16 protein-coding genes are annotated in these 20486 nt (G+C 72.9%); 2 read left to right on the forward strand and 14 right to left on the reverse strand.

Going from position 1 to position 20486, the window contains the following annotated elements; genetic code table 11:
• Positions 1-48: 48 nt before the first annotated feature.
• The 6 genes from OG435_RS23595 to OG435_RS23620 form a co-directional block, all read right to left on the reverse strand.
• Positions 49-1425, reverse strand: coding sequence for an FAD-binding oxidoreductase (locus tag OG435_RS23595; RefSeq protein WP_266879450.1), 1377 nt, complete (start codon positions 1423-1425; stop codon positions 49-51).
• Between the two features lie 2 nt (positions 1426-1427).
• Positions 1428-1841, reverse strand: coding sequence for a VOC family protein (locus tag OG435_RS23600; RefSeq protein WP_266879452.1), 414 nt, complete (start codon positions 1839-1841; stop codon positions 1428-1430).
• A 150-nt stretch (positions 1842-1991) separates the two neighbouring features.
• Positions 1992-2393 carry a YybH family protein gene (locus OG435_RS23605; RefSeq protein ID WP_266879454.1) on the reverse strand — a complete coding sequence of 134 codons (402 nt, stop codon included), beginning with the start codon at positions 2391-2393 and terminating at the stop codon, positions 1992-1994.
• A 7-nt stretch (positions 2394-2400) separates the two neighbouring features.
• Complete coding sequence (locus OG435_RS23610) at positions 2401-3213, reverse strand: arylamine N-acetyltransferase family protein (protein WP_266879456.1); 813 nt, start codon at positions 3211-3213, stop codon at positions 2401-2403.
• Positions 3214-3326: 113 nt separating this feature from the next.
• Positions 3327-4343, reverse strand: a complete 1017-nt coding sequence (locus OG435_RS23615) for a 3-oxoacyl-ACP synthase III family protein (RefSeq protein ID WP_266879458.1) — start codon at positions 4341-4343, stop codon at positions 3327-3329.
• 119 nt (positions 4344-4462) lie between these two features.
• Positions 4463-5086 carry an NAD(P)H-dependent oxidoreductase gene (locus OG435_RS23620; RefSeq protein ID WP_266879460.1) on the reverse strand — a complete coding sequence of 208 codons (624 nt, stop codon included), beginning with the start codon at positions 5084-5086 and terminating at the stop codon, positions 4463-4465.
• Between the two features lie 243 nt (positions 5087-5329).
• Between OG435_RS23620 and OG435_RS23625 the strand changes: the two genes are divergently transcribed.
• Both OG435_RS23625 and OG435_RS23630 read left to right on the forward strand, forming a co-directional pair.
• Entirely contained in the window at positions 5330-6415 is a 1086-nt protein-coding gene (locus OG435_RS23625; RefSeq protein ID WP_266879462.1) for a phenazine antibiotic biosynthesis protein, read from the forward strand.
• 1 nt (position 6416) lies between these two features.
• A complete protein-coding gene (locus OG435_RS23630; RefSeq protein ID WP_266879463.1) occupies positions 6417-7790 on the forward strand; it encodes an aldehyde dehydrogenase family protein in 1374 nt (457 codons plus the stop codon).
• Between the two features lie 86 nt (positions 7791-7876).
• Here OG435_RS23630 and OG435_RS23635 read toward each other — a convergent pair whose 3' ends face one another.
• The 8 genes from OG435_RS23635 to OG435_RS23670 form a co-directional block, all read right to left on the reverse strand.
• The gene (locus OG435_RS23635) at positions 7877-9088 is read right to left on the reverse strand and encodes an NAD(P)/FAD-dependent oxidoreductase (RefSeq protein ID WP_266879464.1); all 1212 of its coding nucleotides are present in this window, start codon (positions 9086-9088) and stop codon (positions 7877-7879) included.
• A complete protein-coding gene (locus OG435_RS23640) occupies positions 9085-10506 on the reverse strand; it encodes an FAD-dependent oxidoreductase (protein WP_266879466.1) in 1422 nt (473 codons plus the stop codon). Before OG435_RS23640 ends, OG435_RS23635 begins: the two co-directional genes overlap by 4 nt.
• Positions 10503-12668 carry a molybdopterin oxidoreductase family protein gene (locus OG435_RS23645; protein WP_266879468.1) on the reverse strand — a complete coding sequence of 722 codons (2166 nt, stop codon included), beginning with the start codon at positions 12666-12668 and terminating at the stop codon, positions 10503-10505. The genes OG435_RS23640 and OG435_RS23645 overlap by 4 nt, the downstream gene beginning before the upstream one ends.
• Positions 12661-14040: an MFS transporter gene (locus OG435_RS23650; RefSeq protein WP_266879470.1), complete on the reverse strand. Its 1380-nt coding sequence runs from the start codon at positions 14038-14040 to the stop codon at positions 12661-12663. Before OG435_RS23650 ends, OG435_RS23645 begins: the two co-directional genes overlap by 8 nt.
• A 129-nt stretch (positions 14041-14169) precedes the next feature.
• Positions 14170-15588, reverse strand: coding sequence for a 3-carboxy-cis,cis-muconate cycloisomerase (gene pcaB, locus OG435_RS23655; RefSeq protein WP_266879472.1), 1419 nt, complete (start codon positions 15586-15588; stop codon positions 14170-14172).
• Positions 15585-17582, reverse strand: coding sequence for an FAD/NAD(P)-binding protein (locus tag OG435_RS23660; RefSeq protein WP_266879474.1), 1998 nt, complete (start codon positions 17580-17582; stop codon positions 15585-15587). Before OG435_RS23660 ends, pcaB begins: the two co-directional genes overlap by 4 nt.
• The gene (locus OG435_RS23665) at positions 17579-18817 is read right to left on the reverse strand and encodes an FAD-dependent monooxygenase (RefSeq protein WP_266879476.1); all 1239 of its coding nucleotides are present in this window, start codon (positions 18815-18817) and stop codon (positions 17579-17581) included. Before OG435_RS23665 ends, OG435_RS23660 begins: the two co-directional genes overlap by 4 nt.
• Positions 18817-20409 (reverse strand): class I adenylate-forming enzyme family protein, encoded by a 1593-nt coding sequence (locus OG435_RS23670; RefSeq protein ID WP_266879478.1) that lies wholly within the window; start codon positions 20407-20409, stop codon positions 18817-18819. Before OG435_RS23670 ends, OG435_RS23665 begins: the two co-directional genes overlap by 1 nt.
• Between the last annotated feature and the right edge of the window lie 77 nt (positions 20410-20486).

A 20486-nucleotide genomic window follows, 5' to 3' on the forward strand; every position in this document is an offset into this window, starting at 1 on the left:
ACGGACCGGATGGTCCGTCCCCCTCCGTGCTGTCGGCTCGCGGTGCCGTCAGCTCGCGGTCGGCTCGATGTTGTAGTTCACCCGGAACAGGTTCTCCGGGTCGTACGCCGCCTTGAGCGCCGCCAGCCGGGCGTGGCCGGACTCCGTGTACGCGCTGCGGACCCGGTCGGCGCCGGTGTCGTCGATGCCGAAGAAGTTCACGAACGCCCCGCCGGTGCCCCACGGCTCCATCGTGCGGTGGAGCAGGTCGTGGGCGTCGCGGATCGCGGGCAGCCGGCCGGGCTCCATGATCGAGGTGGAGAACAGCATGAACCCGGCGTCCCGGCCCGCGACCGCGCTGTCGGTGCGGGGCGGCCGGGCATAGGCGCCCCCGTGGTGGCGGATCTCGACGAAGTAGGGGGCGTCCGCCTGCGGACCCGCCCGTTCGAGCAGGGCCTCGACGGCGGCGGGGGGCAGATCGCGCAGCGCCGTGTTGCGGTCGTACGCCGCCACCGGGAACGGCGGTTCGTGGTGGATGGACCCGACCTCGAGGTAGGGCATCGCGGCCACGGTGTCCTGGAGCACCGGACCGAGGGCGCGCAGCGGCCGCACCAGGCGCTCGCCGTCGGCGTGGTCGCCGGACCAGGCGATCCGGATGTGGGTGACGTACTGGCCGCGCATCGCCTCGGGCAGGACCGGCAGGTCGGGGTAGCGGATCAGCTGGATGGAGGAGGACATCTCCTCGGGGACCGTCGTGGTCCACGCGGCGTAGGCGCGCAGGGCCGTGGCCGCCGTGTCCGGCCCGAAGTAGAGTCCGCCGCCGTAGAGCTCGGCGACCGGGAACAGGTCGATCTCCATGGAGACGACCACGCCGAAGTTGCCCTTGCCGCCGCGCAGGGCCCAGAAGAGGTCCGGCTCCCGGTCGGGGGTCGCCGTGCGGAGCCGGCCGTCCGCGGTGACGACGTCCAGGCTGCGGACGTGATCGGCGGCGTACCCGTAACGGCGGCCGAGCAGCCCCATGCCGCCGCCGACGGTGTAACCGACCGCGCCGACACCCGGGTTGGAGCCGTTCAGGGGCGCCAGGCCGTGCGGGGCGCTCGCCCTGAGGACGTCCTGCCACACGGTCCCGGCCGCGACGGTCGCGGTGCGGCGCACGGGGTCGACCCGTACCCCCGTCATCAGCCGGGTGCTGATCATCAGCTGGCCTTCGGCCGAACGGGAGATGCCGTGGCCGGTGGCCTGCACGGCGACGCCCAGGCCCGCTCCGGCCGCGTACCGGACCGCTTCCTGGACGTCGGCGGTGTCCCGGGCACGGACTATGAGGGCGGGCCGGTGGTCGAGGGCCAGGTTGTAGCCGAGCCGCTCGTCGTCGTAACCCTCGTCCCCGGGCCTGAGGACCGGCGCGGCCAGTACTTCCGGTGCTTCCAGTACTTCTTGTGTGGGCACGGTCAGTCCATTTCGTAGGGGGCGGTCATGACTTCGATGCTGTGGCCGTTCGGATCGTCGAAGTAGACGCCGCGGCCTCCGTACCAGGCGTTGGTGACACCGGCGTGACGGTGGAAGGGGTCGCCCCAGTAGGGCAGCCGGCGGTCCTGGATCCGGGCGAGGATCCCGTCGAACTCGTGGTCGTCCACGAGGAAGGCGTAGTGCTGCGGGGTGACCGTGCCGTCGGCGCCGAGACCGGCGCCCTTGATGGCGTGTTCGCTGCCGAGGACGTCGAGGGTGATGTCGTTGGAGAGCTGGAGGACCCGGAACGGCCCGTAGCCGCGGCTGGGTTCGAGTCCCAGGATGTCGATCAGAAACGCCGCGGTGACGTCGCGGTCCAGGGCGGTGAGGACGGTGTGGTTGAGCCGGATGGCCACGGAGGGCTGCCTTCTGTCGGGGGTCGGGGGTCGGGGGTCAGGGGTCGAGATCGGGGGTCGGGGTCGGTCGGGGTCGGGAAACGCCCCGACCCCGCGCCGGAGGCACGGGGTCAGGACGGACGGGATCGGGCACGCTTCGGACACGAGGGGCTATCCGCGGTCGATGCCGGACGGGTTGTCGATCACGTAGCGCCAGCGGCCGTCGGGCCCGCGGCGGGCCACATCGGTGGCGGAGCCCTCCTGGTGCACCGGGCTTCCGTCCGGGCCGGTGCCCGAGATCACGAAGTCCCCTATGAGCAGGGCGATGTCGTCGCAGACATAGGTGTGCCGCAGGGTGAGCGCGATCGGGACGCCGAGCCCCAGGAACTGGGCGTTGGCCGCGCGCCGGGCATCCTCGGTGACGGCCTCGCCGGGACGGGTGACGAAGACGGCGCCGGGGGCGAAGAGACGGTCCACCGAGGCGAGTTCACCGGAGTTGAAGGCCGCTTCGAACACCGCGGGGAGCTCGGCCGGGTCGGTCGGGGGCAGGAGGTCGTCGAGGACGTCGGTCATGCCGTCCTCAGCCCGTCTGGATGCCGGCGCGACCGGGCTCGGGGGTGGCCGGGAGCACGTCCAGGTCGAAGCCGAAGTACTTGCGGTAGGCGGCGAGCACGGCTTCGTCGTCCGCCAGGTCCTCGACGATGCGCTCCGATCCGGTGATCTGGGTGAGGCGGTTGCCCTTGAGGGTGACGCGCCCGCCGTCCTCGGTCGGCAGCGAGCAGAACACGTCGGCCAGGAACGGCGACTCGGGTGCGGTGCGCCACCACCACAGGGTCGGCACGAAGTCGGCCACCCGCACGGGCCGGTCGTCGATCCGGTAGAGCGGGCGGTCGTTCAGGAGGATGTCGAAGCCCCAGGCGCCCTCGCCCTCGGCCGGTACGACGCGGTAGCTGCCGTGCGCGTCCTGCTGCGGCTCGGCGTCGGCGAAGCGCAGCGGCGTACGGCTGTTGCGGCCGAAGCCGACGTCGACGAGCCAGGCCTCGCCGTCCAGCAGGACGCGGAGCGCCAGGTGGCCCATGAACGGGCCCGGGCCGTCGGGGCGGTAGACCTGGCCGGGCAGGATCTCCACCTCGTAGCCGAGGGCGCTCAGCAGGTACCCGAAGGCGGGGTTGACCTCGTAGCAGCCACCACCGCGACGGCGGTCGACCAGCTTCTCGAGGACCTGCTCGTCCATGTGGACGGGGGCTCCGGCGACGTGGTAGTCGAGGTTCTCGAACGGCACGGTCAGGCAGTGCCGCTCCTGGAGGCGGCGCAGCGCGGCGAGATCGGCCCGCTCGGGCCGGGTCGCGCCGATGCGGTCCAGATACGCGTCAACCTGGGCGTCATTCAGCATGTCTGTCTCCATGGGCAGGGTGGGAGGGGCTGGAGCCTGGGGGAGGTGAGGGGGCGGGGAGGGCGCCTGAGGGAGGGGGCCTGGACGACGACCCCGCCGTTACCCGGGTGCGGTCACCACCGGAGCAGGACGAGGCCCATGGCCATCCCGCCGCCGAACGCGGCGAGCAGGACGAGGTCCCCGTCCTTCATCTCCGCCGTCCGCACGGCGTGGTCGAGGGTGACCGGCACGGAGGCCGAGCCGGTGTTGCCGTACTCCTCGTAGGTCGAACGGGTGCGCTCCCGGGGGATCCCGATCCGGTCGGCGAGGTCGTCGATCATCCGGCCGTTGGCCTGGTGCGGGACGAAGTGAGCGATGTCGGCGGGGGTCACGCCGTTGTCGGCGAGGAATTCGGAGATGGCCGGGGCCACCATCTCGGCGACGAAGTCGCGGACCGCGCGGCCGTTCATCGTGAAGTAGTGCAGCCCGTCGCGGAGGGTGTCCTCGGTGGCCGGGAGGCGGCTGCCGCCGGCCGGGACCCCGATCAGCTCGTGCTCGGAGCTGAAGCCGGCCAGCCGGGCGCTGAGGAGGGTCCGGCCCTTGTCCGGGCCGATGACGACGGCACCGGCGCCGTCGCCGAACAGGATGGTGGTGCGGCGGTCCTCCGGGTTGAGGATCCGGGAGTAGACGTCCGCGCCGACGACCAGCGCGTAGCCGCCCGTGTCCCGGATGATCCGCTCCGCGGTGGTCAGCGCGAAGATGAAGCCGCTGCACACCGCGTTGAGGTCGAAGGCGGTGGTGCCGCTGCCGGCGCCGAGCCCGTCGGCCACCAGGGAGGCGGTCGGCGGCTGCGGCGAGTCGGGGGTGGAGGTGGCCGCGATGACCAGGGAGAGCTCGGAACCGCGGATGCCGGCCTGTTCGAGAGCGGCCCGGCCCGCGGCGACGGCCAGGTCGGAAGTGGCCTCGTCCGGCTTGGCCCAGCGACGGTTCCGTATGCCGGTCTTGCTGAAGATCCACTCGCCGTCGACTCCCGCGGGGGCGCCGACTTCGTCATTGGTGACGACGTGGGACGGCAGACAGGAGCCGGTTCCCAGAATTCCGACGGAGTGCGCTGACGGGCCCTCTTCGAAACGGCGGCCGGTGGTGATCAATTGTCGTCCCCTCGGTGTGCTCGGGCGCCCATGGTTCCGCGCCGTCATGCGCGGTGCCATGTCCTTTCCCGGTTTCTGTCAGGTGGTGGGAAATGCGTCAGAAAGTGCGGCCGGGATTCCTATCGGGCGGCGGCGAGGCCGCGTACGACGATTCCCGCGACTTCGGTGACCCGGCGCGCCTGGAATTCGACGGCGGCGAGATTGTCCTCGTGGACGTTTCCGGGGCGGTTGCGGGTGACGCTGGAGCTGCCGTAGGGGTTGCCGTTCTCCGGGCGGAAGAGGACCTCGCCGGTGGAGCCGTTGGCGACGATGAGCGAGCCCCAGTGGCAGACGGCGTTGTGGACCGCGAGCAGGGTGGTCTCGTGACCGCCGTGCGGTGCGGAGCCCGAGGTGAAGGCGGACACCACCTTGTTGGCGAGCTTGCCCGGAATCGACACGGGCGCGGTGGAGTCGATGAAGGCGCCGACCGGGGCGGCGGGCAGTCCGAACCGGACGGGCGTGCCGATGAGGATGCCGTCGGCCCAGAGCAGGTCGTCGAGCCGGACCTCGGGGATCTCGCCGTCGGTGTTCCCGTGCGCGGCCACGGCGTCCTCGGTGCCGGGCACGACGGTCTCGGCGCTCAGCCGCGGAATGCGCAGGAGCCGTACCTCGGCTCCGGCCTTCCCGGCGGCCGTGGCGGCCGCCTCGGCGAGCTTGTGGACGTTTCCGGTGGACGAGTAATAGACGACGGCGATGTTGACCATTCCTGGACATCTCCTGGCGGGATCGATTGCTTCGGGTCCTGAATCGGACCATCGGATGCTGGTGAGCGGCCGGGAATCCGGCAATGGCCGGCATCGAAATCTGTCAGGTGGCGGCTGTTCGCGGCGGCCAGTTGACGGACTCGTCTCCGCGGCGTGGACCCGTCCCGGGGCGCGGCGCACCATGCGGAAGGTACGGCGTCAACCAGCCCTGCCGGAAGGAGCATCGTGTCAACCGTTGATCCCATGCTGGAATTTCCACTCGACACCCAGCCGGACCCCGACGCATTCCTGCGCGCCGCTCTGCGGTGGCATTTCTCCCCGGAAACGGGCTCGCCGTTCTGGCTCGAACGCGCAGGAACTCTTGGTTTCGATCCGCTGACCGACATCCACGGTTTCGCGGACCTGTCCCGCTTCCCCAACCTCGCCAACGAGCTGCGCGACGTACGCGCCGAGGACCTCATCCCGCGCGGCTACGGCCCGCACCCCGAGGTCGTCGGCGTCTACGAGAGCGGCGGCACCACCGGCGCCCCCAAGCGCATAGTCCTGCTCCAGGAGTGGCTGGACCGCCTGCTCACCTGGAGCAGCGCCCAGCTCGACCGGCACGGCGTTCCGCAGAACGTGAACTGGCTGGTCGTCGCCCCGACCGGCCCCCACATGGTGGGCGACGTCATCAAGCGCCAGACCGCCTTCCGCGGCGGCCTCGCCTTCACCGTCGACCTGGACCCGCGCTGGGTCAAGAAGCTCATCTCCGAGGGCCGGGCCGCGGACGCGGGCGCCTACGCCGAGCACATCGTCGACCAGGTGGCGTTCCTGCTCCAGACCCAGGACATCGGCGTCCTGATGTGCACCCCGCCGATCCTGGAGCGCCTCGCGCGCCGCGACGACCTCGCCAAGCTCATCCACGAGAAGGTCAAGGCGATCAACTGGGTCGGCACCCAGATGGACGCCGACACCCGCTACCTGTACCGCACCGAGGTCTTCCCCAAGGCGCACCTCTACAGCGGCTACGGCTCCACCATGATCCTCGGCAACGCCTCCGAGCGCCCGGGCCTCTCGGACGACGACCCGTGCATCTACGACCCGTTCTCGCCGCACATGGTCTTCGACGTGGTCGACCCGAAGACGCACGAGACCGTCGGGTACGGCGAGCGCGGCCAGGTGGTCATGCACCACGTCAGCAAGAGCCTGTTCATGCCCAACAACCTGGAGCGCGACTACGCGACGCGCGTGCCCGGCCCCAAGGGCGTCTGGCAGCTCGGCGACTCCGTGGCGGACATCGCTCCGGTCCAGGAGTTCGACAACGAGACCGTCATCGAAGGGGTCTATTAAAATGAGTTCCGGCCTGATCACGCTGGACGCACTCGGGCCGGCCGGCCCCTTCCGCGCACGCAAGCGGACGACCGTCACGGACGTGACGGGTGCGCCGGTCGCCGAACTCAGCCTGGTGCCCAAGCTGTTCGTGACGCGGGCGATGACCGCGCTGCGCAAGGCCTCCTCGCTGCCGCTCACCGAGCGGACGGAGGCCCTGGAGCGGGCCGGACGGATCTTCGCCGAGGAGATCATCGACGGACTGTCCTTCGCCGAGTACGAGCACACGGTCGCCCGCGTCTCCGGGGTGCCGATCGGTGTCGTCCGGGCCGCGACGGCCGCCATCATCGAGGCCACCGAGCAGTCCCGGTACGCCGCCTTCCAGGCGCGGCCGGTCGGCGCCGTGGACGACTGGCGCGCCGAGGAGACCCGTAACGGCAGCGCCGTGTGGACCCGGCGCGGCGACGTGTTCGCGGTGCACGCGGCGGGCAACCACCCCGGCCCGCACTCGCTGTGGGTGGAGGCCCTCGCGCTGGGCTACCGGGTCGCCGTGCGGCCCTCGCGCCGCGAGCCGTTCACCCCGCACCGGCTGATCTCGGCCCTGCGGGCCGCGGGCTTCGGCGAGGACCAGGTCGTGCTGCTGCCCACGGACTACGAGGCGGCGGACGAGATCCTGCGCGGCGCCGACTACGGCCTCGTGTACGGCGGCGACGACGTCGTCCGCAAGTACGCGGGCACCCGGGTGCTGCCGCAGGGTCCGGGCCGCTCGAAGATGCTGGTTCCGGCCGGCGTCGACTGGCGCGAGCACCTCGACACCATCGTGGACTCCATCAGCCACCAGGGCGGGGTGGCCTGCATCAACGCCACCACCGTGCTCATCGACGGGGACCCGGCGCCGCTCGCGCAGGCCATCGCCGAGCGCCTCGCCCTGATCCCGAGCCTGCCTCCGGAGGACGACAAGGCCGTCCTGGCGGTGCAGCCGGTGGAGGGGGCCCGGGCGATCGAGAAGTTCCTGCTCGCCAAGGCCGCCGGCACCACGGCGCACCTCGGCGGTGACGGCGTCGTGGAGGAGCTCGGCGACGGGAGCGCGGTCCTGCGCCCGGCCGTGCACCAGCTGGACCGGCCGGACGCGGAGCAGGCCGGCATCGAACTGCCCTTCCCCTGCGTGTGGGTGGCCCCGTGGTCGCCCGCCGACGGTGTCGGGCCGCTGCGCAACTCCCTGGTGCTGACCGCGTTCACCGACGACGAGGCGCTGATCGACGAGCTGCTCGCGGAGCCCACGATCAGCAACGTCTACCTCGGCGACCACCCGACGTACTGGATCCGGCCGGGCGTTCCCCACGACGCCTACCTCGGGGAGTTCCTGATGCGGACCAAGACCGTCATCCGCGACTGATCCGATCCCACCCGTCCCGCCAGTCCCACCGTCCCCTCTCGGCCGTCCGCGGCCGGGAGGGGCGTTCTGCGTTCCCCCGGGGGCGCTCAGCGCGGGCCGGCCAGCAGCCGGTGCCCCGCGGCCGGCATCCCCCGGCCGAGGAAGGGCCGCAGCTCGCCGTAGGCGCCGGCGTCGCCGACCAGGACGCCGCCGAGCAGGGTCCGGCCGTCCGCGTCCAGGACGAGCTTCGCGTACGTGCCGGCCGCCCCGTCCCGCCGGCTGAGCGCCAGCGCACCCGCGGTGCTCGCGTGGGCGTCGCCGAAGCTCGCCACCTCCACGCCGAGCAGCTTCAGCCGCGTGGACATGTCCGCCTCCCCGAACGGCTCCCCGTCCAGGCCCAGCAGCTGGCGGGCCACGGACGCGGCCATCCGGTAGCCGGGTGCGGCCAGGCCGTAGCAGCGCCCGGCCACCGCCGCGCACTCGCCGATCGCCCAGACGTGCCCGTCCCGCGTGCGGCAGTACTCGTCGACCAGGATCCCGCCGCGTTCGCCGGTGGCCAGACCCGCCGGACCGGCGAGCTCGTCCCGCGGGCGCACACCCGCCGAGAACACCACGACGGACGCATCGAGGGTGGAGCCGTCCGCCAGGGCCACGCCGCTCGCCCGGCCGTCGGGACCCGCCTCGATCCCCGCCGTCGCGACACCGCAGTGGATCCGCAGCCCCCGGTCCCGGACGTGCCGCGCGAGGACCTCGCCGCCGTCCGGGTCCACCTGGAGGGGCATCAGCCGCGGGGCGAGCTCCACCACGTGCGGCTCCATGCCGAGCAGCCGCAGCGCGTTCGCCGCCTCCAGGCCGAGCAGGCCGCCGCCGATCACCACCCCGGGGCGTCCCGGCTCGGCCGCGGCGCGGATCGCGTCGAGGTCGCCGAGCGAGCGGTAGGCGTAGCAGCCCGGCAGGTCGTGGCCCGGTACCGGCGGGACGAACGGCCGGGATCCGGTGGCCAGGACCAGGGCGTCGTAGCCGATCAGCTCACCGGTGGTGGTGGTCACGGTGCGCGCGGCGCGGTCCACGCGGTGCACGCCGGTGCTCAAGCGGAGCTCCAGCAGCGGGTCGTCGAGGAAGCCCGGTGCGGCCAGGGCGAGGTCCGCCGCGCTGCGGCCGTCCAGGTAGGAGGAGAGGGCGACCCGGTCGTAGGCGGGGTGCGGCTCCTCGGCCAGGACCACGATCCGCCAGACACCGGCCGCGTCGAGGGAGCGCAGCTCCTCCACGAGGCGGTGCCCGGCCATGCCGTACCCGGCCACGACGAGAGTGCGGTTCACGGGGTGTCGGTCCCTTCCGGAGGACGAAATGTTCCGCACAGCGCGCGTACCGCGTCCGTGCAGCCGCCGCAGCCGGTGGTGGCCCGGGTCACCGCGGCGATCGACGGCAGGTCGTGGGCTCCGGCCCGGCAGGCCTCGGCGAGCGTGTGCTTCGTGACGTTGTTGCAGCGGCAGACCACCGCCTCGTCGGGCAGTTCTTCGGCGTCCGCCGTGGCGGGCGCCGTGCCGAGCAGGAGTTCCAGCCGCCCCGAGGGCACCGGCAGGTCGAGCGCGTGGAGCCGGGTCACCGCGGCGATGGCCCGCGGCAGCCCCAGCAGGACCGCCTCGGTGATCCGCTCGCCGTGCAGCGTCAGCCGGGCGTACCGGCCGCGCGCCGGGTCGGTGAAGGTGACCAGCTCGCCGGCGTTGTCACCGGCCTCGACCTCGGTGGTCCGTCCGCCCCGGCCCAGCTGGACGAGGTCGAGGCCGGGGATCCGCAGCCGGGTGACCTGGCGGGTGCCGCGGCGGCGTACGGGGACCCCGGCGAGGTGTCCGGCGAGGGTCTCCGCCTGTTCCCAGGCGGGTTCGAGGTGTCCCGCGGTGTCGCCCGGGTGCTCCGAGCAGTCGCCGATGGCGTGGATGCGCGGGTCGTCGGTGCGCAGCAGGTCGTCGACCACGACGCCCGAGCGGACCGTGAGCCCGGCCCGGCGGGCGAGCCTGGTGTCCGGTTCGGCTCCGGTGCACAGCAGGACGAGGTCGGCCGCGAGCACGCTGCCGTCGTCGAGGACCAGTTTCCCGTGGTGGTGCTCGGCCGCTCGGCGGTCCGCGTGGACCTCCACGCCCATGCCTTCGAGCCGCCGGGTGAGGAGCGTGCCCGCGACGGAGTCCAGCCGCCGGTCCAGCGGATGCGGCCCGCGGTGTACGAGGGCCACGTCGTGGCCCGCGCGGCGCAGGGCGGCGGCCGCCTCCACACCGAGCAGTCCGGCGCCGAGGACCACCGCGCTCTGCGGGGGTGTCCGGGCGATCCGCTCGGCGTCGGCGAGGGTACGGAGCGCCAGGACGCCGCTCCCGGGGGAGGCGCCGCCCGCCGTGAGTCCCGGGATCTCGGGGAGGGCGGGCCGGGCGCCGGTCGCCAGGACCAGGGTGTCGTAGGGGTGCGCGGCCCCGTCCCGCGTGTGCGCGAGCCGGCGTGCGCGGTCGATGCGGGTCACGGTGACCCCGGTGTGCAGCCGGGTGCCCGGGGGCGGCGCGGGCAGCGTGAGCGCGCCGGGCGGCAGGGTGCCGTCCAGGACGGAGGTCAGCAGCACCCGGTTGTACGCGGCCCCGTGCTCGGCGCCGAGCACGGTGACGCCGCCCCGGTGGCCGTGGTGGTGGAGCCGCTCCACGAACCGGTTCGCGGCGGGCCCGTTGCCCACCACCAGCACCTCGCCCGCGCTCACGGCCGGGCCCTGGCGAGCGGTTCGGAGAGCGCCTCGGGCACCGGTTCGGCGGCCGGCCCGATGCGCACCGCGCACACCTTGAACTCGGGCATCTTGCTGCGCGGGTCGAGCGCGGGGCTGGTGATCAGGTTGGCCCGGCCCGCCCCGGCGAAGTGGAACGGCAGGAAGACCGTGTCCGTCCGCAGGGTCCCGACCAGCCGGACCCGTGCCAGGGTGCTGCCGCGCGCCGAGCTCACCCTGGCGGCGGCGCCCTCGACGAGCCCGTGCCGCCCGGCGGTATCGGGGTGCACCTCGACGAACATCTCGGGTGCGGCCGCCATCAGTTCGGGGATCCGGCGGGTCTGCGCGCCCGACTGGTACTGGGCGAGCACCCGGCCCGTCGTGGCGTACAGCGGGAAGTCCGCGTCGGGGGTCTCGGCGCTGTCGCGGTGCTCGACCTCGGCGAAACGGGCCAGCCCGTCCGGGTGCGCGAAGGCGTCGAGGAACAGCCGGGGGGTGCCGGGGTGCGGTGCGCGGTCCGCCCCGCCCGGGCCGTCGCCGCCCGGGCCGTCCCCGCCCGGGCCGCCCGGGACCTGGGGGCAGGGCCAGTACAACGCCTCGCCCGCGTCGAGGCGTTCGTAGCTGATGCCGGAGTAGTCGGCGCGCCCGCCCCGTGACGCGCGGCGCAGCTCCTCGAAGACCTCGCGCGGCTCGGTGGGGAACTGCGCGGCGGGCCGGCCGAGCCGGACCGCGAGGCCGTGCAGCACCTCCAGGTCGCTGCGGGCCTCGCCGGGCGGGGCCAGCATCCGGCGCCGGCGCAGGATCCGCCCCTCCAGGTTGGTCATCGTGCCCTCCTCCTCGGCCCACTGGGTCACGGGCAGCACGACGTCGGCGAGGAGCGCGGTCTCGGAGGGCACGAAGTCGGCCACGACCAGCAGGTCGAGCGAGGCGAGCCGGTCGCCGATCCGGGCCGCGTGCGGTGCGGAGACCGCCGGGTTCGAGCCGAAGACGAGCAGGGCGCGCGGACCGCCGTCCGTACCGAGGGCGTCGAGGAGTTCGTAGGCGCTGCGGCCGGGACCCGGCAGGGCCTCGGGGTCCACCCCCCAGACCGCGGCGACGTGGGCGCGGGCGGCGGGGTCCGTCAGCATGCGGTAGCCGGGCAGCTGGTCGGCCTTCTGGCCGTGCTCGCGCCCGCCCTGGCCGTTGCCCTGGCCGGTCAGGCAGCCGTAGCCGCTGCCCTCTCGGCCGGGCAGGCCGAGGGTGAGGGCGAGGTTGATGAAGGCCGAGACCGTGTCGGTGCCCTTGCTGTGCTGCTCGGCGCCGCGTCCGGTCAGGACGTACGCCCGCTCCGCGGTGGCCAGCATGCGGACCGCCTCGCGCTGTTCGGCGACCGGGACTCCGGTGACCCGCTCCACGCGCTCGGGCCACCAGGCGGCGGCCCGCCGCCAGGCCGCGTCGAAGCCGGTGGTGCGCTTGTCCAGGAAGGGCTGGTCCGCGTGGCCCCCGACGACCGCGAGGTGCAGCAGTCCCAGGGCCAGTGCGAGGTCCGTGCCGGGCGCCGGCTGCAGGTGCAGGGCCGCGGCCTCGGCGGTGGGGGTGCGCCGGGGGTCGATGACGATCAGCCGGGCCTTGTTCAGGTGGCGCATCAGCGGCGGCATCGTCTCGGCGGGGTTGGCGCCGGCGAGCAGGATCACCTCGGCCCCGCCGAGATCGGTGACGGGGAAGGGCAGGCCGCGGTCGAGCCCGAAGGCGGTCGTGCCCGCGGCGGCCGCCGAGGACATGCAGAACCGGCCGTTGTAGTCGATCTGACTGGTGCCGAGCGCGACCCGGGCGAACTTGCCCAGCTGGTAGGCCTTTTCGTTGGTGAGTCCGCCCCCGCCGAACACGCCCACCGCGTCGGGGCCGTGCTCGTCGCGGATGTCCCGCAGCCGTGCGGCGATCGTGTCGAGGGCGGCCTCCCAGGTGCTGGGGGCGAGCCGGCCGTCCGCCCCGCGCACCAGCGGCGAGGTCAGCCGGTCGGGCGCGCCGAGCAGGGCGGGAGCGGTCCAGCCCTTCTGGCACAACCCGCCCTGGTTCACCGGGAATTCCCCGTCGGGTCTGACGGTCGTACGGCCGGCCCCGCCGCCCAGTACGGTGCCGCACTGGAGGGCGCAGTACGGGCAGTGGGTCCTGACCTCAGCCACGGCCGGCTCGGGCGAGGACGCGCCGGGGGGCGGGCTCGGCGGTGGGGCGCTTGCGGAGGTAGACCGCGCAGGTCACCAGGACGCACACCAGGTAGTAGGCGAGGAAGGCGAGGAACGCGGGCTCACCGGACTTCTCGGAGCCGCCGTACGAGCTGCGGAAGACCAGGTTGACCCCGACCCCGCCGAGGGCGCCGACCGCGCCGGCGATGCCGATCAGCGCACCCGAGAGGCTGCGGGCCCGGGCGAAGGCCTCCGTCGCGTCGTGGCCGGAGGTGACGGCGTCCTCGGCCCTCCTGGCGAACACCGCCGGGATCATCTTGTACGTCGAGCCGTTGCCGATGCCGGTCAGTACGAACAGCACGGTGAATCCGCAGATGAAGAGCGCGAAGGACCCCTGCACGGAGGCCAGCAGCAGGACCCCGGTGCCCGCGGCCATCGCGCAGAAGGTGCAGAGGGTGATCAGGGCGCCGCCCCACCGGTCGGACAGCAGCCCGCCCAACGGCCGGGCCAGCGAGCCGAGCAGCGGTCCGAGGAAGGTGTACGAGGCCGACTCCAGCGGGGTGGCTCCGAACTGGCTCTGGAGCACCAGCCCGAAGGCGAAGCCGTAGCCGATGAAGGAGCCGAAGGTGCCGACGTAGAGGAGGGAGATCCACCAGGTGTGCGGGTCGCGCAGGGCCTCGAGCTGGGCGCCGGGTGCGCCGCGCACGGCGGTGAAGTTGTCCATCTTCAGCGCGGCGAGGAGCGAGACCAGCACGATCAGGGGGAGGTACGCGGAGATGACGTACGCGGGATGGGAGCTGCCGGCCGTGGCGATGACCAGCAGGCCGATCAGCTGGATCGCCGCGACGCCGAGGTTTCCGCCGCCCGCGTTGACGCCGAGGGCCCAGCCCTGGAGGTGCCGCGGGAAGAGGACGGCGATGTTCGTCATGGAGGAGGCGAAATTGCCTCCGCCCACCCCGCCGGCCGCGCCGATCAGCAGGAACACCCACAGCGGGGTGCCCGGCCGCTGGACGAACCAGAGTGCGGCGAGCGTCGGGACGAGCAGGATGGCGGTGGCGAACACGGTCCAGTTGCGGCCGCCGAAGCGGGTCACCGCGTAGCTGTAGGGGAGGCGCAGCAGCGCGCCCACCAGGGTGGGGACGATGACGAGCAGGAACTTCTCGGACGGGGTGAAGCCCAGGCCGATCTCGGGGGACATGAAGAGCACCAGGACCGACCACATGCTCCATACGGAGAAGCCGATGTGCTCGGAGAGGACCGAGAGGATCAGGTTGCGGCGGGCGGTCCTGCGGCCGGTCCGCTGCCAGAACTCCTCGTTCTCGGGGTCCCAGTCCTCGATCCAGCGTCCGGTCTCGGTCCGTGCGGGTCTCATGGCTCCTCGGCTTCCTGTGCGGGGGCTGCTCCATTGATTGAACCGTACAGTTCAGTTCAGTTGAATTCAATGGCGAACCCGGAACGAGAACCCGGAACGAGAAGCCGGAACGAGAAGCGGGGCGTTCGGCTAAGCCAGCGCCCGGTCCACCAGCGGACCGGCGCCCCCGGTGTAGGTACCGGGATCACACAGCCGCGCCCGTTCGTCCGCGGTCCAGCGGCCGTGCAGTGCGGGCTCCTCGGCAAGCAGTTCGTGCAGGGGCCGGCCGCTCGCCTCGGCCGCGGCCGAGACCCGGGTCAGCAGTTCCTTCGCCGCCACCTTGCCCAGCAGCGGAGCCAGTACGGCCGCGATCCGCTCGGACACCACCTGGCTGCCGGTCAGCAGCAGGTTGGCCCGCATCCGCTCCGGCCTGGCGGTGAGGCCCTCGGCGAGCTCGGCGGCCGTGGCGGCCGCACCGCCGACCAGCCGCAGGCATTCGCGCAGCAGCTGCCACTCGGCGTGCCATACGCCGCCCGACCGCTCGTCCTCCGACACCAGGCACTGCACCAGCGCCGCGGAGAGGGCCGGGACCTGGAGGGCGGCGCTGCGCATCAGGGTGCTCAGGACCGGATTGCGCTTGTGGGGCATGGCCGAGGAGCTGCCGCGGCCGGCCACGGCGGGCTCGGCGACCTCGGCGATCTCGGTCCTGGCCAGGGTCTGCACATCGATGGCGATCTTGCCCAGGGCGCCCGAGGTGAAGGCGAGCGCGGCGGCGAGATCGGCGATCGGGGTGCGCAGCGAGTGCCAGGGCAGCAGGGGACGGGCGAGGCCGGTCTCGGCGGCGTAGGCATCGACCAGCCGGTCCAGGTACTCACCGGGCTCGGGCCAGCGGCCCGCGCCGTCGATCCGGGCGTACTCCAGGTATCCGGCGAGCGTTCCGGCGGCTCCGCCGAGCGACACCGGCAGCCCGCTCTCCTGGACCCGGCCCAGCCGCTCGTCCGCGTCCAGGACCAGTTGGCGCCAGCCGGCCGCCTTCAGCCCGAAGGTCGTGGGTACGGCCTGCAGGGCCAGGGTGCGCCCCGCCATCGCGGTGTCCCGGTGCTCCCCGGCGAGTACGGCCAGGGCGGCGGCGGTACGGGCCAGGTCGGCCCGGACCAGGCGCAGGGTCCGGGAGGACACCAGCATGGCGCCGGTGTCGAAGATGTCCTGGCTGGTGGAGCCCCGGTGGACGTACTCGGCGGCTCCGGCGTCCTCGGCGGCGACCACCCGGGTCAGCGCCTGCACCATGCCGACCACGGGGTTGGCGGTCTCCCGGGCGGCGAGGGCGAGGGCCCGCAGGTCGAGGTTCCCGGCCCGGGCGGCCGCGGTGATGGTGTCGGCGGCGGACTTCGGGAGGGTGCCGAGTCCCGCCTGGGCGCGGGCGAGGGCGGCCTCCGCGTCGAGCATGGCCTGCAGCCAGGCCAGATCGCAGACGGCTTCCTCGGCCGGGGTGCCGGCGCGTACCGGGGACAGTAGCCCCGCGTCGGTGAGCGCGTCCTGCCGGCCGGCGGAAGCGGCGGGGGTGCTCATACCAGGACCCCGGTCAGGTCGGTCTCGGCCGGCATCGGTGCGACGCCCGCCGGGACCGTGGCGCCGGCCGTCAGGGCGAGTACGGAGCGGGCGATCGCGTCGGAGTCGCCGAGGGTGACCGAGTCGACGCCCGGCCGGATGCCGGCCGCCGTCACCCAGTGCACGGACTCGGTGGGCACCCCGTACGCGAACCGGCGGGGGTGGGCCCGGCCGCGCGCGTCGAGCAGCCGGTACGGGCGCTCGGTGACGGCCAGGCCGCCGGACTCGTAGCCGGAGCCGTCGCCGCCGGAGATCCGGTACGTGGTGCACTGCTCGGTGTCGAGCAGGTGGCGCAGCAGCGGGTCGTCGGTGCGCCGCAGGTCGGGCTCGGGCAGCCGGGCTTCGATGAGCACGGTGGAGCGGACCGTGGGGCCGGGCACCAGCCGGGACCGCAGGACGAAGGTGGCCTGGTCGCCCGCGGCGGTGTCGACGCGGATCTCCGTACCGGGACCGGTCGGTTCGAGCACTCCGGCGTCGATGAGGGCGATCATCTCCTCGATGCGGGAGGCCGGCGGGCCGATGGAGAGGAAGGCGTTGAGCGGGGTGTACCAGCCCTCCAGGTCGTCGCGGTGCGAGTCGGCGGTCAGGCCGCCGTGGTCGACGGCGAGGCGGATCTCGTTGCGCAGGTCCCGCATGGTGTCCAGGGCCGCCTTGAGCGGGCCGCTGAGGTTGCCGGCCCTGGCCTCCTCGACGTCCTGCGCCAGGTACCCGACGAGCCAGGCCTTGAAGTCCTCGCGGCTGGTGAACTCCCGGTCACCGTAGGGGCGGGAGAGCCGGTCCCAGCTCCAGCGCTCCGCCGCCTCGATGCCGTAGGCGTCCAGCAGCGCTTCGCGGTCCTGCTCCTGCTCCAGCGACAGGAACCGCGCGGTGAACCCTTCGCTTTCGCTGCCGCGGCCCTTGTTCTTCAGCAGGGCGCCGTAGTAGACGCTCTCCGTCTCGCGGGAGATGAGCGGCCACAGGTCCTCGGAGAAGCTGATGCCGTCCCCGTCCGCGGAGCGGCGGCGCATGTCGGCGATCACCTCGGGGGTGAGCAGGCGCGGCAGGTAGCGGCCGTAGGCGCCCTTCTCGTTCTCTCCGCGGGCGTGGTACGGGATGCCGCGCCGGGAGAAGGCGTACAGCTTGGGCTCGTTGCCCGAGGGCAGGTAGGTCAGCCGGCCGTCCTCGCCCCGGACGTACGTGCCGCCGCGGCCGGCGGTGAAGAGCGCCATGTGGTCGAAGAAGTTCAGGCCCAGGCCGCGCAGCAGCACGTTCTCGCCGGGCTTGACGACGTGCAGGTTCAGGTCCGCCGGGTTGGCGGGCGTCACGTAGGTGAGGTGGTGGATCCGGGCGAGGCTCGCGGTCTTGGCCTCGCGGGGGGTGAGCCGGGCCGGTACGTGGCCCTGCGCCATCACGATGGCGTCCAGGTTGTTGAGGCGGACGCCGTTCTCCAGCCGTACGCCCTGCGGGCCGCCCGGTACGCCGTGCGTGTCGGCCATGGCCACGGCGCGGGAGGCGTGCACCTCGACGGTGACGTGGGCGGGGGAGTTCGCCACGACGCGCTCGAAGGTGGCGCGCAGGTAGCTGCCGTAGAAGGCGCGGGTGGGGTAGGTGTTCGGGCCCAGCCGGCGGGCCTCGGCGACGGTGGACTCGAGGAGGCCCGCGGCGGCCGCGCCGCCCCCGGCGACGCTCCGCGACCACTCGAAGAGGGTCGGGCCGGGCTCGATCGGGCCCTCGGTCCGGACGCTGTCGTCCGTGTAGATGGTGATCTGGGAGGCAACCGTGTTCATCAGCAGGAGCTGGGACTGGTCCGGGCGCCACACCTGTCCGGCGCCCGGCGCCGACGGGTCGACGACGTGGACGGTGACGGCGGGGTGCGAGGGGTTGGCGCGCTCGTTGGCGCACAGCCGCTCCAGCACGGACAGTCCGCGCGGGCCGGCGCCGATGATCGCGACCTGGGTACGTCCGTTGCTGCTCATCGCTGTTCTCCGTTCGGGGTGTTGCGGCTGTCGGCGAGGGTGGTGGTGAGGGTGCGGGTGTCGTCGAGGGTGCGGGCGCCGTGCATCCAGGCCACGTAGTCGTGGAGCTGGTCGGCGGAGTACGAGGAGAGCTGGGCGTTCCTGGCCGAGGCGGCGGGTCCCTGGGTGTGCCAGAGCTTGATGCTCTCCCGGGCGAGGAGCTGGATCTTCGCGGTGCGCTCACGCCGCTCGGCGTTGAACTTCTCGAAGCGCTGGGGGAGTTCGGAGGTGTCGCAGTCGAGCAGGTCGCCCAGGATCACGGCGTCCTCGAGGCCCTGGCAGGCGCCCTGCGCCACGTAGTGGAGCATCGGGTGGGCCGCGTCGCCGAGCAGGACGACCCGTCCGTCGGTCCAGTTCGCGACCGGGTCCCGGTCCACGAGGACCCAGGACTTCCACCCTTCGCCGAGGGCGAGCAGCCGCTGCGCGTCCTCGCCCAGCGAGGCGAACTCGCGGCGGACGTCGCCCTTGGAGGCGGGCACTCCGGCCACCGTCTCGGTGGCCTTGTTGTCGCTGCTCGCCGCGAGGTTGAGGTACTTGCCGCCGGCGATCGGGTAGTGCACGAAGTGGCAGCCGGGCCCGGTCCACCAGGTCACGGAGGTGAGGTGGCGCAGGTCCTCGGGGATCTGCTCCATCGGGATGATCGCCCGGTAGACGGTGATCCCGGTGTTGCGGGGCGCGCCGTCCCCGACGAGCTGTCCGCGGATGGCCGAGTGGATGCCGTCGGCGCCGATGACGGCGTCGCCGGTGATGCGCTCACCGTTCTCCAGGACGACCGAGGCTCCGTAGGCGTCCTGCTCGTACCCGGCGGCCGGCGCGCCGCTGCGCAGCTCGATCGCCTCCGAGGCCCGGCAGGCCTCCAGCAGCTTGGTGTGCAGTTCGGCGCGGTGGACGACGGCGTACGGGTTGCCGAAGCGCTCCCGGTAGGTGTCGGTCAGGTCCATGCTCACGACGTGTTCGCCGGTGACGCCGTCCATGAAGCGCAGCTCGTCCATGAGGACGGCGGTGGAGCGGACGCTCTCGCCGAGGCCGAGCTGGTCCAGGGCGTGGATCCCGTTGGGGGCGAGCTGGATGCCCGCTCCGATCTCGGCGAACTCGGGGGCGCGTTCCAGGACGAGTGCGGTGTGTCCCTGCCGGGTGACGGCGAGGGCCGTGGCCAGCCCGCCGATTCCGCCACCGACGATGATCAGCCTCGACATCAGACCTGCTCCTGAAGGGATCGGCCGGCGGTGGCGCCGGAGGTGAGCAGCCGGGCGAGTTCCAGGCGCTTGATCTTGGTGGTGGCCGTCTGCGGCAGGTCGCACTGGCGCCACTGGACGGGCTCGCCCATCCGCGGGAGTCCCGAGACGGCCGACTGCCAGGCCTTCAGGTCCAGCGGCTTGTCGTCCTTGGTGCATACGACGGGCACGGCGTGGCCGTTCTCGTCGGGGATGATGATGACCTCGGCCAGCTCGTCCAGCCGGGTGAAGAGGGTGTCCTCGGCGGCGAGGGTGGAGCCGAAGCCCTCGATCAGGTCGACCTCGCGGTCGAGCAGGTGCACGCAGCCCCACTTGGTGCGGTAGCCGACGTCGCCCATGCGCCACCAGCCGTCGTTGACCTGCTTGTCGTAGCGCTCCTGCTCGCCGAGGTAGGTGACGATCCGGCCGTCGCTCTTGACCTCGATGAAGCCGGGGTTGGTCTCCGACGGGGGCAGGCCGTTGCGGCTGACGACACGGACGTCGGTCATGCCCGGGAAGGGCATGCCCACGCAGCGGCCGTCGGCGTCGAGACCGCGGCGCTTGGAGAAGGAGCGCGCCACGGCGGGGCCGATCTCGCTCTGCCCGTACAGCTGGCCGAAGACCGGGGCCTTGCGGCGGGTGGCGGCCAGGAGCCGCTGGACGGTCCGCGGGTGGATGGCGTCGAAGGTGCTGCTGAAGAGCTTCACGTTCGCCAGAGGGCCGCGCGGGTCGTCGGCGAGCTCCTCCCACTCCATGAAGGAGTTGGGGTGGGCCTCCAGGATGCCGGGGCGGAGCTGGGCGAAGAGGTCGGCGGCCTGCTTGGGGTCGCCGTCGCGGAGCACGACGATCGGGAAGCCGCGGAAGAGGGAGATGGCCAGTGCGGTGATGAGCCGTGAGTGGACGAAGGAGACGTGCATGGCGATGGTCTCGCGGCCCCGGATGAGCGGCTTGGTGATCATCGCCTGCGGCAGGTAGCGCGCCTGGAGGGTGTGACCGGTGTGGACGGCGAGCTTCGGGGTGCCGGTGGTGCCCGAGGTGTGGGTGATCAGGGTCGGGTGGTCCGGCGGCATGGTCACGGAGGGGACGCGCCCGACCCCGGCGAGGGAGGCCAGCTCGGTCGCCTGCTGGTAGCTGCCGGAGGTGAGTAGGACCTGCTCGGCCTCCGCGAACACCGAGGCGGGCAGCTCGTTCTCCAGCTTGTCCTGGTCGGTGAGGAGGTACGGCTGGTCGGTGCGGCGCACGAGTTCGGCAACGGTCTCGCCGTCGAGCTTCGGCGACAGCAGCACCGGTACGGCGCCGATGCGGGCCACGGCGCAGGCCAGCAGCGTGATGTCGAAGCCGTCGGACTTGTAGACGACCACGCGTCGGCCGGGGCGGACCTTGGCGGCCCAGAGCCGGGACGCGAAGTCGTCGATCAGGTCGGCGACTTCGGCCACGGTCGCCCGGCGGCCCAGTGCCGGGGCGATGTCCAGGTCGTGGTCCAGGATCACCACGTTCGTCGGGTGCTTCCTGGCGGCCCGCTCGAAGAGCGTCCCGAGCCGGATGCCTTTGTTGCCGATGCGCTGCAGAATCATCGTCTCGCCGTTCTCAAGTCTCTTACAGAAAAGGTCAGTTGGTCTCTCGGGGTAATCTCTGTCCGCTCTCGGGCCGC

This window comes from Streptomyces sp. NBC_01264 (assembly GCF_026340675.1).
In the GTDB taxonomy this organism is placed as follows: Bacteria; Actinomycetota; Actinomycetes; order Streptomycetales; family Streptomycetaceae; genus Streptomyces.